Origin of the sequence: Lentzea cavernae (assembly GCF_014653695.1) — a bacterium.
GTDB classification, from domain to species: domain Bacteria; phylum Actinomycetota; class Actinomycetes; order Mycobacteriales; family Pseudonocardiaceae; genus Lentzea; species Lentzea cavernae.
This window is the reverse complement of the sequence record NZ_BNAR01000008.1, coordinates 98,937-113,111: the sequence shown is the minus strand read 5'-3', so window position 1 is coordinate 113,111 and position 14,175 is coordinate 98,937. Positions and strand designations below refer to the sequence as shown.

The 14,175-nt window shown below is 70.5% G+C and carries 17 protein-coding genes; 9 read left to right on the top strand and 8 right to left on the bottom strand.

Annotated elements, in window-relative coordinates; all coding sequences use genetic code 11:
• Window positions 1–3 precede the first annotated feature (3 nt).
• Genes IE307_RS25760 through clpS form a run of 3 tightly spaced genes read right to left on the bottom strand, consistent with a single transcriptional unit; the run spans window position 4 to window position 1,765 of the window.
• Window positions 4–915 (bottom strand): P1 family peptidase, encoded by a 912-nt coding sequence (locus IE307_RS25760; RefSeq protein WP_191301941.1) that lies wholly within the window; start codon window positions 913–915, stop codon window positions 4–6.
• Entirely contained in the window at window positions 912–1,469 is a 558-nt protein-coding gene (locus IE307_RS25755) for a DUF2017 domain-containing protein (protein ID WP_191301940.1), read from the bottom strand. Before IE307_RS25755 ends, IE307_RS25760 begins: the two co-directional genes overlap by 4 nt.
• Window positions 1,466–1,765, bottom strand: coding sequence for an ATP-dependent Clp protease adapter ClpS (gene clpS, locus IE307_RS25750; protein ID WP_030479230.1), 300 nt, complete (start codon window positions 1,763–1,765; stop codon window positions 1,466–1,468). The genes IE307_RS25755 and clpS overlap by 4 nt, the downstream gene beginning before the upstream one ends.
• 79 nt (window positions 1,766–1,844) lie before the next feature.
• Between clpS and IE307_RS25745 the strand changes: the two genes are divergently transcribed.
• Window positions 1,845–3,128: a nicotinate phosphoribosyltransferase gene (locus tag IE307_RS25745; RefSeq protein ID WP_191301939.1), complete on the top strand. Its 1,284-nt coding sequence runs from the start codon at window positions 1,845–1,847 to the stop codon at window positions 3,126–3,128.
• 1 nt (window position 3,129) lies between these two features.
• Window positions 3,130–3,669, top strand: a complete 540-nt coding sequence (locus tag IE307_RS25740) for an isochorismatase family protein (protein ID WP_191301938.1) — start codon at window positions 3,130–3,132, stop codon at window positions 3,667–3,669.
• On the opposite strand, the gene IE307_RS25735 is transcribed toward IE307_RS25740, so the two are convergent.
• The 4 genes from IE307_RS25735 to IE307_RS25720 all read right to left on the bottom strand — a co-directional run bounded on the left by IE307_RS25735 (window position 3,666) and on the right by IE307_RS25720 (window position 6,663).
• Window positions 3,666–4,322 carry a hypothetical protein gene (locus tag IE307_RS25735; RefSeq protein WP_191301937.1) on the bottom strand — a complete coding sequence of 219 codons (657 nt, stop codon included), beginning with the start codon at window positions 4,320–4,322 and terminating at the stop codon, window positions 3,666–3,668. The two genes, IE307_RS25740 and IE307_RS25735, sit on opposite strands and share 4 nt — an antisense overlap.
• Before the next feature lie 125 nt (window positions 4,323–4,447).
• Window positions 4,448–5,626, bottom strand: a complete 1,179-nt coding sequence (wecB, locus tag IE307_RS25730; RefSeq protein WP_191301936.1) for a non-hydrolyzing UDP-N-acetylglucosamine 2-epimerase — start codon at window positions 5,624–5,626, stop codon at window positions 4,448–4,450.
• Window positions 5,627–5,692: 66 nt separating this feature from the next.
• Window positions 5,693–5,884, bottom strand: a complete 192-nt coding sequence (locus IE307_RS25725; protein ID WP_191301935.1) for an LAXTG motif-containing small protein — start codon at window positions 5,882–5,884, stop codon at window positions 5,693–5,695.
• Between the two features lie 14 nt (window positions 5,885–5,898).
• Entirely contained in the window at window positions 5,899–6,663 is a 765-nt protein-coding gene (locus tag IE307_RS25720) for a choice-of-anchor protein CoaP (RefSeq protein ID WP_191301934.1), read from the bottom strand.
• Between the two features lie 296 nt (window positions 6,664–6,959).
• On the opposite strand from IE307_RS25720, the gene xrtP reads away from it, so the two are divergent.
• The 7 genes from xrtP to IE307_RS25685 all read left to right on the top strand — a co-directional run bounded on the left by xrtP (window position 6,960) and on the right by IE307_RS25685 (window position 13,604).
• On the top strand, window positions 6,960–7,478 hold the full coding sequence (gene xrtP / locus IE307_RS25715) for an exosortase P (protein ID WP_229905060.1): 519 nt from the start codon (window positions 6,960–6,962) through the stop codon (window positions 7,476–7,478).
• A complete protein-coding gene (locus IE307_RS25710; protein ID WP_505744281.1) occupies window positions 7,475–8,845 on the top strand; it encodes an XrtP-associated glycosyltransferase in 1,371 nt (456 codons plus the stop codon). The genes xrtP and IE307_RS25710 overlap by 4 nt, the downstream gene beginning before the upstream one ends.
• A 98-nt stretch (window positions 8,846–8,943) precedes the next feature.
• Window positions 8,944–9,516 (top strand): biotin transporter BioY, encoded by a 573-nt coding sequence (locus IE307_RS25705; RefSeq protein WP_229905059.1) that lies wholly within the window; start codon window positions 8,944–8,946, stop codon window positions 9,514–9,516.
• A 10-nt stretch (window positions 9,517–9,526) separates the two neighbouring features.
• The gene (locus IE307_RS46940) at window positions 9,527–10,189 is read left to right on the top strand and encodes a nucleotidyltransferase domain-containing protein (protein ID WP_229905058.1); all 663 of its coding nucleotides are present in this window, start codon (window positions 9,527–9,529) and stop codon (window positions 10,187–10,189) included.
• A 16-nt stretch (window positions 10,190–10,205) separates the two neighbouring features.
• Window positions 10,206–11,012, top strand: coding sequence for a TIGR04222 domain-containing membrane protein (locus tag IE307_RS25695; RefSeq protein WP_308436405.1), 807 nt, complete (start codon window positions 10,206–10,208; stop codon window positions 11,010–11,012).
• A 168-nt stretch (window positions 11,013–11,180) separates the two neighbouring features.
• Window positions 11,181–11,564 carry a hypothetical protein gene (locus IE307_RS25690; protein WP_191301932.1) on the top strand — a complete coding sequence of 128 codons (384 nt, stop codon included), beginning with the start codon at window positions 11,181–11,183 and terminating at the stop codon, window positions 11,562–11,564.
• Between the two features lie 36 nt (window positions 11,565–11,600).
• Window positions 11,601–13,604, top strand: a complete 2,004-nt coding sequence (locus IE307_RS25685; protein ID WP_229905057.1) for an ATP-dependent DNA helicase — start codon at window positions 11,601–11,603, stop codon at window positions 13,602–13,604.
• On the opposite strand, the gene IE307_RS25680 is transcribed toward IE307_RS25685, so the two are convergent.
• The gene (locus IE307_RS25680; RefSeq protein ID WP_191301931.1) at window positions 13,573–14,169 is read right to left on the bottom strand and encodes a DUF8817 family protein; all 597 of its coding nucleotides are present in this window, start codon (window positions 14,167–14,169) and stop codon (window positions 13,573–13,575) included. The two genes, IE307_RS25685 and IE307_RS25680, sit on opposite strands and share 32 nt — an antisense overlap.
• Between the last annotated feature and the right edge of the window lie 6 nt (window positions 14,170–14,175).

Here is a 14,175-nt window from a genome sequence, read left to right as displayed (position 1 = left end):
CACTCAGAGGTCGCGGAACGCCGTCACGCCGTTCAAAGACGTCGCCTCGCGCACACCGGACACCACGGCCCCGGCGAACACCTCGGCAGCGGCGGTGCACAGCGCGTCCAACGCGAACGCGCGCGGCCCCTCCAGTGGCACGGCACCCGTGGCCAGCGCGAACACCGTGTCGCCGTCGAACATCGAGTGCGCGGGCCGCACGGCGCGGGCCAGGCCGTCCTGCGCGGCCATCGCGAGCCGCTGACACTCCGCTTTGGACAGGTCTGCGTCCACCGCGACCACGCCGATCGTGGTGTTGAGGCCCTCGGGCTTGCGTTCGGGCAGCACCACCGGCCGGGCGCCCAAAGACGGCAGCCACGGCAGGCCGGAGGCGCGGTCGACGACCTCACCGGCCGCGTTCACCACGGCCAGCGCGCCGATCCGATGCGCGCCGACGGTGGCCGAGGCGACGCCGACGCCACCCTTCAGCGAACCGACCCTGGCACCGGCACCAGCGCCGACGCAGCCCAGGTCGAAAGTCTCCGACGCAGCCTCACAGGCCGCGTACCCGAACGAGGAGTCCGGCCGGTTGCCCCACTCCGACATCGGCAGGTCGAAGATCACCGCGCCCGGCACGATCGGCACGACGTGGTGCGGCTGGGCGCCCACCTGGAAGCCGATCGAGCGTTCCGAGAGCCAGCGCATGACGCCGTCCGCAGCCGCGAGCCCGTACGCCGAGCCGCCGGACAGGCAGATCGCGTGGACCTGCTGGACCAGGTTCGCCGGGTCGAGCAGGTCGGTCTCGCGGGTGCCGGGCGCGCCACCGCGCCCGTCGACGGCCCCGACCGCGCCTTCGGGCACGAGGACGACGGTCGTGCCCGTAGCCCAGCCCGGTCCGACCCGGTGGTGGTGGCCGACGAGGACGCCGGGAATCACGGCAGCATCGCCTCGACCAGGGTGTCCTGCACCCAGGTCAGCCAGTGGTAGACGCCTAGGTGCGGCGATCTCGGGTCCTCCGGCGGCAGCTCGTCCGGCATGTCCTCGGTGACGTCCAGGGCGGTCCCGAGGGCCAGACGCACGTCGTTGAGCGACGCCATCCAGGCCTCGGCCTGCGCGATCGTCAGCCGCAGCTCACCGCCGTCGGGCGAGCAGGTCTGCAGCACGGTCTCGGCCGCCGCCGTCTTGTGGTCCAGAAGTTCCGGCTCGTGCAACGAGCGCAGCGCCGACGCCGAGTTGACCTCGTCCGGGTCCGGCGCGTCGTCGTCGAGGCGGTGGAAGTCGGGCAGCAGCCTGCCCAGGATCGGGTCGTCGGGAGCCTCCGACGGGCCGGTCCTGATGCCCGTCAGCTCCGCGAGCTCGTCCTGGGGCGCTTCCTCGGCGCGGGCCAGCAGCATGTCCTGGATCTGGCTGACCAGACCGCGCACGACCGCGGCCTCCTGCCGGTCCAGCGTGCCGACGACCACGTCGCCGTCGCGCTTCCACCTCTTCACGAGGCCCGCTGCATGGTCGCCCAGAGCCCTGCCGCGTGGAGTTTCGCCACGTCGGCCTCCACCTTGTCCTTGGTGCCCGATGTCACGATCGCCTTGCCCTTGTGGTGCACGTCGAGCATCAGCTTGGTCGCATGGTCCCTGCTGAACCCGAACAGCTTCTGGAACACGTACGTCACGTAGGACATCAGGTTTACCGGGTCGTTCCAGACCACGGTCTGCCAGGGTCGGTCCTCGGCGGCGACTTCCTCACCGACGGCCTCCGGCTGCGTCCGTTCCTGTTCGACGGGCGTGGTCATACCGCCAATGGTGTCATGTTCGCCGCAGTGACGGAGACCGCGTGCGGGTAAACCGGATGCGAGCTTAGGGTTGGTGACCATGAACTCGACGGCCTTGCTGACCGACCACTACGAGCTCACGATGCTCGCGGCCGCGCTGCGTGACGGCACTGGTGACCGTCCGTGCGTGTTCGAGGTCTTCGCCCGCCGGCTCCCCGACGGGCGCCGCTACGGCGTGGTCGCGGGCACGAACAGGCTGCTCGAAGCGATCAAGGACTTCCGCTTCGGCGACGAGGAGATCGAGCAGCTGCGCCGCAACGCGGTGGTCGACGATTCCACTTTGGAATGGCTCGCGAACTACCGGTTCTCCGGCGAGATCGACGGCTACCCCGAGGGCGAGCTCTACTTCCCCGGCTCGCCGGTGCTGACCGTGCGCGCCTCGTTCGCCGAGGGGGTCGTGCTGGAGACGCTCGCCCTCTCGATCCTCAACCACGACAGCGCGATCGCGTCCGCCGCCGCCCGCATGGTGACCGCGGCCAACGGCCGTCACATGATCGAGATGGGCTCGCGCCGCACCCACGAGGAAGCCGCCGTGGCGTGCGCCCGCGTGGCCTACCTGGCGGGCTTCCACGCGACCTCGAACCTCGAGGCGGGCCGCCGGCACGGCATCCCGACGGCCGGCACGTGCGCGCACGCGTTCACTCTGCTGCACGACACCGAGGAAGAGGCGTTCCGCAGCCAGATCGAGGCGCTGGGCGTCGGCACGACGTTGCTGGTCGACACCTACGACATCTCCGAGGGCATCAAGACCGCGGTCGCCGTCGCCGGCCCCGAGCTCGGCGCGATCCGCATCGACTCGGGCGACCTCGGCGTGATGGCCAGGCAGGCGCGCGACCAGCTCGACTCGCTGGGCGCGAAGAACACCCGGATCGTCGTGTCGAGCGACCTCGACGAGTACGCGATCGCCGCCCTGCGCGCGGAGCCCGTGGACGCGTACGGCGTGGGCACGTCGGTCGTGACCGGCTCCGGAGCGCCGACCGCGGGCATGGTCTACAAGCTGGTCGAGGTCGACGGCAGGCACGTCGAGAAGCGCAGCACGTCGAAGCAGTCGCGCGGCGGCTGGAAGAAGGCGCTGCGCCGCCACAAGGACACGGGCACGGCCATCGAGGAGGTCGTGTTCCAGGCCCCGTCGGAACCCGAGCTCGGCCCGCACGACAGGCTGGTGCAGATCCCGCTGGTGCGCGACGGGAAGCTCACCGACGACGTGCCCACGCTGGAGCAGAGCCGCGAACGCCTGCGCGCGGCGCTGGTGAGCGTGCCGTGGGAGGGCCTCAAGCTCTCGCGCGGCGAGCCCGCGATCCCGACGATCTACCTGGAGAGCTGACATGACCAAGGCACTGATCGTCGTCGACGTGCAGAACGACTTCTGCGAAGGCGGATCGCTCGCGGTGGCGGGAGGTGCCGCCGTCGCGGCGGCCATCTCGCAGCACATCGCCATCTCGGCGTACGACCACGTCGTCGCGACGCGCGACTACCACGTCGATCCCGGCGCGCACTTCTCGCTGACGCCCGACTTCATCGACTCGTGGCCGGTGCACTGCGTCGCGGGCTCGCCCGGCGCGTCGTTCCACCCGGAGCTCGACGTGTCCGGGATCGAGCAGGTGTTCTCGAAGGGCCGGTTCGCCGCCGCCTACTCGGGTTTCGAGGCGGAGAACGACCTGGCGGGCTGGCTGACGGAGAGGGGCGTGACGGAGGTGGACGTGGTCGGCATCGCGACCGACCACTGCGTGCGCGCCACCGCCCTCGACGCGCACCGCAACGGCTTCCGCACGACGGTGCTCGTCGACCTGACGGCGGCGGTCGCCCAGACGACCCGCGACGCCGCCGTCGAGGAGCTGCTCGCCGCGGGCGTCGGTGTCTCCTAAGGAGTCGGTGAGCAGGCCACCGTGCCGACGGTGATGCTTCCCGCGTAGCCGGACGACGGTTCGAAGGTGATCTTCAGCAGCGTCATCGAGATGCTGCCGTCGTTCGGCACCGGGAACACCGTGTCGGTGAACTTGGCCCTGGCGAGCACGGTCCCGTCGCCCGCCTTGACGTCGTGCACGTACCCGGACGGGATCTGCTGCGGCAGCCCGGTCCACCCGGACATGCCCTTGAGCTCCCAGCCGGCCGACGTGCCCTTCTCGGTGGCGTCGCAGGTGATCGACCACTCGGCGATCTTGAGCCGCGGCCCCCTGACGCCCGTGAGCGCGGACAGCTCGAACCCGGAGCCCTTGGCCACGGACTTGGTCGTGGTCAGCAGCTCGGCCGGGTTCACCACCTCGGTCGTGCAGGTGGAGCTGGTCTCGCCGATCTTGAGCCCGGTCCTGCTCACCGCGGGGCTGGCGCCGGTGACGGTGCCCGCCACGTCCGGGTTCACGTCGCACACCGCGAGGGGTGCCACCTTGAACGCCTGGCCGGCCTTCGCGAAGTCCGCGGAGCCTGCCGACGCGGTTCCGGGCGGGTTCGCCGCGAGCGCGGGGGCCGCGGTCGCGAACGCCAGCGCGACCACAGCGCACGCGATCGAACTCTTGCGCATTTTTCGCATTGCCTCGATTCCCACGGCCCGATAATGGTTGTGCCGCGGGGCGCTGATGACAACCGAGGACCTCATATCACCCGTTCGTGTGGGCAATTACCCGGTTGAGTGACATTCGTTCTTGGTCAGCGGGATCCCACGCCGACCAGGGTGGCGTACGGCTCCCGGCGCGGCAGGGCGGTGGGCAGGCCCGCGAGCCTCTCCAGCGCGGAGCACACCCGGACGGCGGCACGCCCGTCGCCGAACGGGTTGCGCCCCAGGGGAAGCCGCAGCCGGGAGCCGAGCACCCAGCCCGCCTCGGCGAGGATGCGGGTGGTGTCGGTGCCGACGAGCCAGGCGCACCCGGCGTCGACGGCGAGCATGCGTTCGGTGGTCTCGCGCAGCACCAGCACGGGCACGCCGAACGTGGGCGCCTCCTCCTGGATGCCACCGGAGTCGGTCAGCACGAGGGCGGCGCGCCTGAGGACGCGCACCAGGTCCGGGTAGTCGAGCGGGTCGGTGATGACGACGCGCTCGTGGCCGCCGAGGTGCGACACGACCTGTTCGCGCACACCGGGGTTCGGGTGCGCGGGGAGGAGCACGTGCAGGTCGGGGTGGCGGTCGGCGATGGCGCGCACGGCGTTGAGCACGCGCATGAGCGGGCGGCCCCACGACTCGCGGCGGTGCACGGTGACGAGCATGAGCCGGCCGCCGGTGGCGTCCAGGCCGCGTTCCAGGGCCGCGAGGTCCGGGCTGGACGCGGGCAGGTCAGCCGACGCGACGCGCTGCACGGCGTCCACGACGGTGTTGCCGGTGACGACGATGTGGCTGTCCGGCAGGCATTCCGAGTTCAGCGCGTTCGCGGCGTCGTCGGTCGGCGCGAGGTGCAGCGACGCGATGCGGGAGATCATCTGCCGGGTCCCCTCCTCGGGGAACGGGCCGTACAGGTCACCGGTGCGCAGACCGGCTTCGAGGTGCGCCACGGGGATTCCGCGCCAGTAGGAGGCGAGCGCCGCGGCCAGGGTCGTCGTGGTGTCGCCCTGCACGAGGGTGACCGCCGGCTCGCGCTCCTGCAGCACGGCGTCGAACTCGGGCAGCAGCCGGGAGACCAGTTCGGCCTGCGTCCCGGTGCTGCGGGGCACGTCCAGCCGCACGTCCGGCACCAGGTCGAACGCGCCGAGCGCCTGCTCGACCATGCCGGAGTGCTGTCCGCTGTGGACGATCGTGGGACGGAGGCCGGGGTGCCCCCGCAGTGCGATGGCGACCGGGGCGATCTTCAGTGCTTCTGGCCGCGTGCCGGCCACGAGCAGAACCTCTTTGCTCACCGTTGTCCTCTCTCGGGGAGACCGGGAGGTCCGCCTGGGGCCGGGGGCAACCCCAGGCGGACCGATTCAGCCGGCTCGGTTCGGTCTGGTCTGGACGGGGACCGCGCGGCGCTTCTGCCTCGTCAGGTGCAGCACGACCGCACCCGCGACGAGCAGGACGATTCCCGCGACGATCCACCACGTCACGTCCGCGCCGGTGACCGCGAGGGCACCCACGCCCGTGCTGACACCAACGCCGGTACCAGGGACCTTGTACATCCGCCGCTCTCCGTTCAGGCCGCGGGCAGCGACGCGCGGCGGCGCAGCGCCACGAAGGCGACCGGAGCGGCGACGACGCCGAGCAGGCCCAGGCCGATCCAAAGGCCGGCGCCCGACGCCATCGGGATGGGCAGGCCGGCGGGACCGCACGTGGCGGACGACAGGATCACGTCGCCGGTGCCGATCGAGCCGAGCACGCCCTGCAGCAGCTTGATGTGAATCGCGTTCACGGTGAGGCTGCCGTCGTTGTTCTTGACCTGCTCGTTGAAGATCACCTCGGCGATCTTGATGCCGGCCAGCTGCACGTCGAGCTTGGTGTTCGCCGCCGGATCCGCGTTGACCTGGCCGAGCTTGCCGAGGTTGACGCCCGCGAGCTTGGACTTGCCGGACAGACCCTTCTGGGTCGCCGTGCACTCCGCCTCCACCAGTTCGGCGGAGATCTTGCCGGTGACCTTGGAGAGCAGGTCGAGCCGGACGTCCGCGGTGCTCGCCCGCGAGTACACGCCGCCGGAGTTCTCGTCCCGCGACGCCGCGGCGTTGATGACACCGGTCTTCAGGATCCCGGTGAGATCGACGCCGGCGAACGTGTTCTGCGTCGGCCCGTTCGCGTTGGCGGCGGCGAACGGCTCCGCGTTGACCGCGGGGCTGCCGAGCAGCGTCACGTTGAGCCTCGCACCGTAGGCCGAGGCGTCCCCCGGAGCGGCCGAAGCAGGTGCGGCACCGACCAGGAGCGCGGCGATCGCGACGACTCCAGCCAGTCCCGTCATTCGGACACGCATGAAACTCCTTCCCTTGATTCCTCCGGCCCCCAGGGCGCGCTGATACCAATCTGGTTTCACGCTTTCCGGGGGCAATTACCGGCATCGGCGTTCTTTCGAGGGAACTGAGGGTTACTCCCCGTATCGAGCGACACGACCACTCGACTTGCCCAATCGGGGCCACTCATCGTGGGGTTTTTGATCAATTTCCGGTCACGGCGTCACCCGATCCGGGGGTGAGGGATGACGTTGCGTCTACCGATGGAACGTCAAGTAGCCCGTCTGGGCGCTCCCTCATCGGTGGAAAGGATCTTCGGGTGACGCTTGCCCTGCGCCGCGCCACATTCCCGAGCCGGGTGACGGTGGTCGTCCTGCTCGCCGTGGCCGCGGGACTCGTGTTCGCGCACCGCCTGTACCGCACGGCGGAGATCTCGCTGTCCGGCGCCGTCCTGAGCGTCATCAGCTCGTACGGCGTGCACGTGGTCCCCGACCGCCAGACCGTCTACTTCGGACTCGGCTCGGACACCCCGCTGGGACTGCGGATGACGCCGGAGTGCACGTCCGCGTTCCTGGTGCTGCCGCTGATCGTCGTCGGCGCGGTGATGATCGCGTTGCGCCCGCGCATCCAGAGCCGCGTGCTGTTCGCGCTCGGGGTCGCCGGGTTCGCGGTCGTCGTCGTCAACCAGTTCCGCGTGCTGACGCTGGTGGGCCTGGTGAACTGGCTGGGCGTCGACACCGGCTACTACTGGGGTCACACGCTGCTCGGGTCGATGGTGAGCGTGTTCGGTGGCGCGGCCGCGTTGGTCGCGTTCGTCTGGCTGGCCACGCGGAAGTGAGCCTCGACCTCGTCCTCGGGTTCACGCAGGCGCTCGCTCTGACGATGAGCGTCGCCTTCGTGACGTACGTGTTCGTGATCGTGATCCCGTACCTGCGGCGCAAGCCCGCGCCCGTCGGGGAACCCTCGTCGTTCGAGTGGCACTTCTTCGTGCCGTGCCGTGACGAGGAGGCCGTCATCGGCGGCACGATCCGGTACCTGCGCGACACGTTCCCCATCGCGCACGTGTGGGTCATCGACGACGACTCCGACGACCGCACAGCCGGCGTGGTACGGACGTTGAAGCGCAACGGCGGCATTCGCGATCCGCAGATCCACCTCGTGCAACGCCAACGGCCCTATGCCCGCACCGGCAAGGGCAACGCGCTGAACGACGCCTACCGCACGTTGAAGATGTGGATGGGCCGTCGCGCGGACGCCGACAGCGCGATCATCGTCGTGGTGGACGCGGACGGCCGTCCCGCGCCCAACTGCCTGGAGGTCTGCGCGGCGACCCACCTCTTCGGCAACCCGCGGATCGGCGCCGTGCAGGTCGACGTGCGGATGATCAACGCGGGCGAGCGGCAGCCGGGGGTGACGCGGTGGCGGCGCGCGTTCGGCGCCGGGCTCGTGCGGATGCAGGACCTGGAGTTCCGCACGGCCATCGCGGCGATCCAGATGTCGCGCGGCGCCACGGGCACGATCTCCATGGGCGGCAACGGCCAGTTCACCCGTCTGTCCGCTTTGGACTCGATCGCGGGACCGACCGGAAGCCCTTGGCGCGGTTCGCTGCTGGAGGACTTCGAACTCGGCGTGCACCTGCTGACAGCGGGCTGGCACACGGGTTTCTCGTTGGACACGCACGTGAACCAGGAAGCGCTGTACTCGTTGCGCCGGTTCCTCGCCCAGCGCACCCGGTGGGGTCAGGGAACCATGCAGTGCATGCGTTATCTGCGGCGCATCTGGGACTCCGACCACCTGACGACCCTCGGTGCCGCCGAAATGATGTACTACCTCGCCCAACCGTGGATGCAGTTGCTCGGCACGCTGATCTACCCGATCCCGATGGCGATGATGGCCTACCGGTTCGCGGTGTCGCCTTCCGAAGTCGTCACGTGGTTCTTCGACGGCGCGTGGATCCTCTTCACGGTGTACGGCGCGTTCGGGCTGTTGCCGTTCGTCCTGTGGGGGCCGGTGTACCGCGCGCGTTGCGTCGACGTCGGGTTCTGGAAGTCCATCGCGTACGGGTTCGGTTACGCGCTGTACATCTACACCTTCTACATCACGTCGTGGCGCGCGCTGATCCGTTTGGTGCGGGGCAACAACGGTTGGACCAAAACGCGGCGCAACGAGGACCGCGTGGCGGGCAAGGTCGCCCTGGACGTCTGAGAAGCGTGTGTGACCGGTCACTTTGTAGAGATCGAACAAAGACGTTCTCGAGTCTCCGTGGTTAACCTCGGTTCACTCGATTCCGCCTGGGAGGGAACGTGACTCTCGCACTCGCGCCTCGTCGCACCGTGCTCGCCGACTTCGTGCCGGGGGCACTGGTCCGCGACCTGACCCTGGTCGTCGCCGGTGCCGCCTTCACCGGTCTCGCCGCCCAGGTGGCGCTGCCGATCCCCGGCAGCCCTGTTCCGCTGACCGGCCAGACGTTCGCCGCACTGCTCGTCGGCGCCTCCCTGGGCTGGCAGCGCGGGGCGACCTCGATGCTGCTGTACCTGATCGCGGGCGTCGCGGGCGTGCCGTGGTTCCAGGGCGGTTCGTCCGGCGTCCCGGTGTCGCTCGGCTACGTCGTCGGCTTCGTCTTCGCCGGTGCCCTCGTCGGCTACCTGGCCGGACGCGGTGGTGACCGCACGCCGTTGCGCACGATCGGCACGATGGCGCTGGGCAACCTCGCGATCTACTCCGTCGGTGTGCCGTGGCTGATGGCGGCGGCGGGGATGTCGTTCGGCAAGGCCCTGGCCGTCGGCGTGCTGCCGTTCCTGATCGGCGACGCGCTGAAGGTCGCGCTGGCCGCGGGTGTGCTGCCGGGAGCCTGGGCGCTCGTCCGCCGCCGGTAGCTTGGACCGGGTGATCACACCCGGGGAGTACTTGTCGTACCTGGACGCGCGCCTGCCGGGCCTTGTGGCAGGCGCGCATCTGTACGGATCGCACGTGCTCGACGACGTGGTGCCCGACTCGGACCTCGACGTCGTGATCGAGCTGTCGTCGCCCGCCGAGGTGCCCGCCTTCGAGGGTGCCGACGTGGCGGTCGTCCTGGCGGGCTCGTTGGAGAAGCCGGTCTTCGACGTGACGCCGCTGGCCGGGGAGATCACTCCCGTGCTGTGGCAACAGCTGCGGACCGTCGGTCAGACCGTGCGCGGCACACGCCCCTCATGCCCCGGCACCGCCGCCGACGTCGAGGCGTACTGCCGCGACAACCTCGTGAGCTACTGGAAGCTCGACTTCGACCGCTTCCGCGAGGTGCTGCCCTCCCTGGACCTCGCGACGACCATTCCCCGCGAGTCGCTGCTGTGGGTGGGTCTGGGTCCGGCCCGGTTGTGGCACACGATCCGGACCGGCGAGATCGTCAGCAAGTCGCGCGCCGGCGAACTGGCCGCCGCCCGCTGGCCGGACCTCCCGGTCCTGGACCTGGTGGCGTCCCGGCGGGGCTCGGACGTGCCGCTGACCGTCGCGCACGCCGAGGCGTCCCTCGAGTTGTTCGACCGGATCATGGCCGACGTAACGACGTGAGGCCCGAAGCCGAGAAATCCGCGTGACGACGCATACCCCCGAAGAGCTGGGCTGCCTCGTGGGCGGCCCGGCCCGCGCGGCCGAGGTCGCCCTGGCCCGCCTGCTCCAGGCAGGCCTGGTGCGCATCTCCCGCGAGGGCGTGGTGAGCGCCGTCCACGTCCCGGGCCACGGCCCGTCCACGCCGCTGGAAGCACAGATCCTGCAGCACGCCCGCTACGGCCGCCCGCTGCACGACGTCCTGCACGGCGCGGCCCTCTCGGCGGAGGGTGCCGGCCTGCGCGGCCACCTCGCCGACCGCCGCCTGCTGCGCCACCGCCGCTCGTGGCGCCCCCGCCTGTACCCGTGGCTGTTCCTGCTGGGCTTCGCCCTGCTCGGCGTGGGGTTCCTCGACTGGCTCTGGCCGGAGGTGGTCAGCCCGGTCGAGGACCTCGTCAACGGCCGCGTCCCCGGTCTGCCGGACTGGAAGTACTACGCGACCGGCGCCCTGCTGATCGTCTGGGCCACGCTGCTGTCGACCCGCGACCCCGGCCGGCTGCGGACCAGGTCCGGCTACGTCGCGGTCAAACGGGCCGAGCGGCGCGTGAGCCCGCAGGACCCGCTGGGCGCCGTCGCGGTGCGCGGGCTGCGCGGCAGGGTCAGCGGGCTCGCGGTCGCGGGCATGTTCGGGCTCAGCGCCGCCGCGATCGGGCTGCTGCCGCACCGCGACACGTCGTCCAGCAGCAGTTGTGGCAGCGGGTGTTCGTCGAGTTCGTGCGGCAGTGATGGTGGTGGTGACGGCGGAGGCGGCTGTGGTGGTGGGTGCGGTGGAGGCGGCGGCGACTGAGCGACGGCGTCACAGCCCGATGTCCGGAACCGCGCAGCCCTCACCCCGCAGGCCTCTCACCCGCCGCCCACCTGCCGCGCCCGCCAACCCGCCACCGCCGCCTCCCGGCCGTCCGCGTCCCGGTGGCTGAGCGGTAACGGCGAGGACGGCGAACCCGACAGGCGCGGCATGACCAAGTGGGACGAGCACGGCGTGCTGGCCAAGGTGAGGGCCGCACTGGATCAGGACGGCCGGCCCTACATGACCGCCTACCAGCTCGCGATCAAGGTGGAGCGCGCCCATCCCGGTTTCGCGGCGCGACTCGGAAAGGTGCTGGGCGGCGCGGGCGTTGGAGTCCGGAACAGTCTCGCCGAGTACCTGGGTGCCCAGCTCGCCGGCCGCATCGACCGTGAGGGCGCCGCATTTCCCGTGGAACGCGCGTACCTGTCCGACGACGAGATCCGTGAGATCCGCTTCGCCGGTCCGGACGGGAACGACTTGGTCAGCAGCGTCACCGGCAGCGGGTACAACCTCTCCCTCTACCGCTGGAGCGGACCGGTCAGCGACTCCTGACCGGGACTGTCGGACCTGCCGGGTACGGTCTGTCCCGTGCCTGAAGTTCCCCCCACCCTGAGCCTGCTCGAGTCCGCCGTCCACGCCGTCGGCGGCGCGGAGCGCCCTGGTCAGGTGGAGATGGCCGAGGCCGTCGACCACTCGATCCGCACGGGCGAACACCTCGCGGTGCAGGCGGGCACCGGCACGGGCAAGTCGCTCGCGTACCTGGTGCCGTCCATCCGGCACGCGGTGGCCGAGGACGAGACGGTGGTGGTCTCGACGGCCACGATCGCGCTGCAGAGGCAGCTGGTCGACCGGGACCTGCCGCGGCTGTCCAAGGCGCTCAAGAAGGACCTGGGCAGGGAGCCCACGTTCGCGATCCTCAAGGGCCGCAGGAACTACCTGTGCATGCACCGCGTGCACAACGGCGCGCCCGACGAGCCGGAGGACGACGCGCTGTTCGACCCGTTCGCCGTGTCGAAGCTCGGGCGCGAGGTGAAGCGGCTGCACGAGTGGTCGTCGGACACCGAGACCGGGGACCGCGACGAGCTGGTGCCGGGTGTCAGCGAGCAGGCGTGGCGGCAGGTCAGCGTCACGGCCCGCGAGTGCCTCGGCGTGAGCAAGTGCCCGATCGGGTCCGACTGCTTCGCGGAACGGGCCAGGGCGGAGGCCGGCAAGGCGGACGTGGTGGTCACGAACCACGCGATGCTCGCCATCGACGCGTTGGAGGGCTACCAGGTCCTGCCGGACCACGACGTGGTGGTGATCGACGAGGCGCACGACCTGGTCGACCGCATCACCTCGGTGGCGACGGAGGAACTGAGCGGCGCGAGCGTCTCCATGGCGGCGCGCCGGTGCGGGCGGCTCATCGACCAGGACATCGCCGATCGGCTGGCCGAGGCGAGCGACGGGCTGGCGATGATCCTCGAGGACATGCCGTCGGGCCGGCTCGACGCGTTGCCGCGAGCCCTCGCGGGCGCTCTCGCCGCCACGCGCGACACCGCCCACAACTGCATGTCGGCCATGGGGTCGGAACGCAAGGAAGACCCGGACGCGGCGACGGCGCGCAAGCTCGCGCTCGCCCTCCTCGAAGAGGTCCACGACTGCGCGGTGCGGGTGCTGGAGGCGTTCGACGAGGAACACGACGTCGTGTGGATCTCCGGCGATTTCAACCAGAAGGCCCCGTCCATCAGGGTCGCCCCGCTCGGTGTCGGCGGGCTGCTGCGGGAGCGGCTGTTCGCCAAGCGCACCACCGTTCTGACGTCTGCGACGCTGACGCTGGGCGGCGCCTTCGACACGATGGCGCGCCAGTGGGGCCTGCCGCCGTCGGAGAAGGTCCGCAAGATCGAGGGCGCGGCGACCGAGAAGGACATCGACGGTCCGAAGTGGACGGGTCTCGACGTCGGCTCGCCGTTCCAGCACGGCACGAGCGGAATCCTCTACGTGGCGAAACATCTGCCGCAGCCGGGGCGTGACGGGCTGCCGCAGGAGTACCTGGACGAGATCGAGGGCCTGGTGAACGCGGCGGGTGGCCGGGCGCTCGGGCTCTTCTCCTCGACGCGCGCGGCGAAGCAGGCCACGGAGGCGTTGCGGGACAAGCTCGAGCACCCGATCCTCTGCCAGGGCGACGACGCGACGGGCCTGCTGGTCAAGAAGTTCGCCGAGGACGAGCGCACGTGCCTGTTCGGCACGCTGTCGCTGTGGCAGGGCGTGGACGTGCCCGGCCCGAGCCTGCAGCTCGTGATCATGGACAGGATCCCGTTCCCGCGCCCGGACGACCCGCTGGCCTCCGCCCGGCAGAAGGCGGTGAGCTCCCGCGGCGGCAACGGCTTCCTGACCGTCGCCGCCACGCACGCCGCCCTGCTGATGGCCCAGGGCGCGGGCCGGTTGCTGCGGTCGATGTCGGACAAGGGCGTCGTGGCGGTCCTCGACCCCCGCATCGCCACCGCTCGTTACGGCGGTTTCATCAGGGCCTCACTCCCCCCGTTCTGGACTACCTACGACCCCGAGGTGGTCAGGGCGGCCCTCAAGCGCCTGGACGCGGCTCAGACGAAGTGATCCGCTCGACCAGTTCGTCGCGGTAGGCCTGCGCCTCCGGCAGTTCCGGCTCGGTCCCGTCGGCGTGCTTCAGCGCGCCTTCGAGGATCTTCAACGCCTGCCGCTCGTCCCCGCGGGCGTCGGCCTGCCGGGCGGCGTTCTCCATGGCCTTCGCGAGCTTGGTCTTCGCTTCGGCTTCCTGAACGCCCTTGCTGATCCGGACCCAGTTGCCCCCCGGATCCACCACGACGAACCCGGTGTACCGGTCGTTGCGCAGCCGCGGCCGGGTCATCCGCGGAATGCCGGAGATCAGCACCTTCCCGTGCACCGCGCGCATCGCCGCCGCGAACGCCTCGTACAACGGCCCGGTGTCCTCGACGATGACCACGCACGTGCTGTGCGAGTTCTCCGGAACGTGCCCCGGCATCCCGTAGAAGTGCAGGTTGATGTCTTCACGCTTCAGAGCGACATACGGGTTCGGCTTCATTTGCCTGTACGTCTTCGTGAAGCCGAGCATCTCGTAGAACGCCGCCATCTCGTCGATGTCGACACAGGGCAGAAGCGGGATTGTCAGTTCGTTGGCCACCGCCCG

What these genes read in the sequence shown, in the direction of transcription:
- IE307_RS25740 (WP_191301938.1), top strand. Translation starts at nt 3,130, where the DNA reads ATGACCAAGGCACTGATCGTCGTCGACGTGCAGAACGACTTCTGCGAA.
- clpS (WP_030479230.1), bottom strand. Translation starts at nt 1,765, where the DNA reads ATGACCACGCCCGTCGAACAGGAACGGACGCAGCCGGAGGCCGTCGGT.
- IE307_RS25735 (WP_191301937.1), bottom strand. Translation starts at nt 4,322, where the DNA reads ATGCGCAAGAGTTCGATCGCGTGCGCTGTGGTCGCGCTGGCGTTCGCG.
- IE307_RS25720 (WP_191301934.1), bottom strand. Translation starts at nt 6,663, where the DNA reads ATGCGTGTCCGAATGACGGGACTGGCTGGAGTCGTCGCGATCGCCGCG.
- IE307_RS25725 (WP_191301935.1), bottom strand. Translation starts at nt 5,884, where the DNA reads ATGTACAAGGTCCCTGGTACCGGCGTTGGTGTCAGCACGGGCGTGGGT.
- IE307_RS25690 (WP_191301932.1), top strand. Translation starts at nt 11,181, where the DNA reads ATGACCAAGTGGGACGAGCACGGCGTGCTGGCCAAGGTGAGGGCCGCA.
- IE307_RS25745 (WP_191301939.1), top strand. Translation starts at nt 1,845, where the DNA reads ATGAACTCGACGGCCTTGCTGACCGACCACTACGAGCTCACGATGCTC.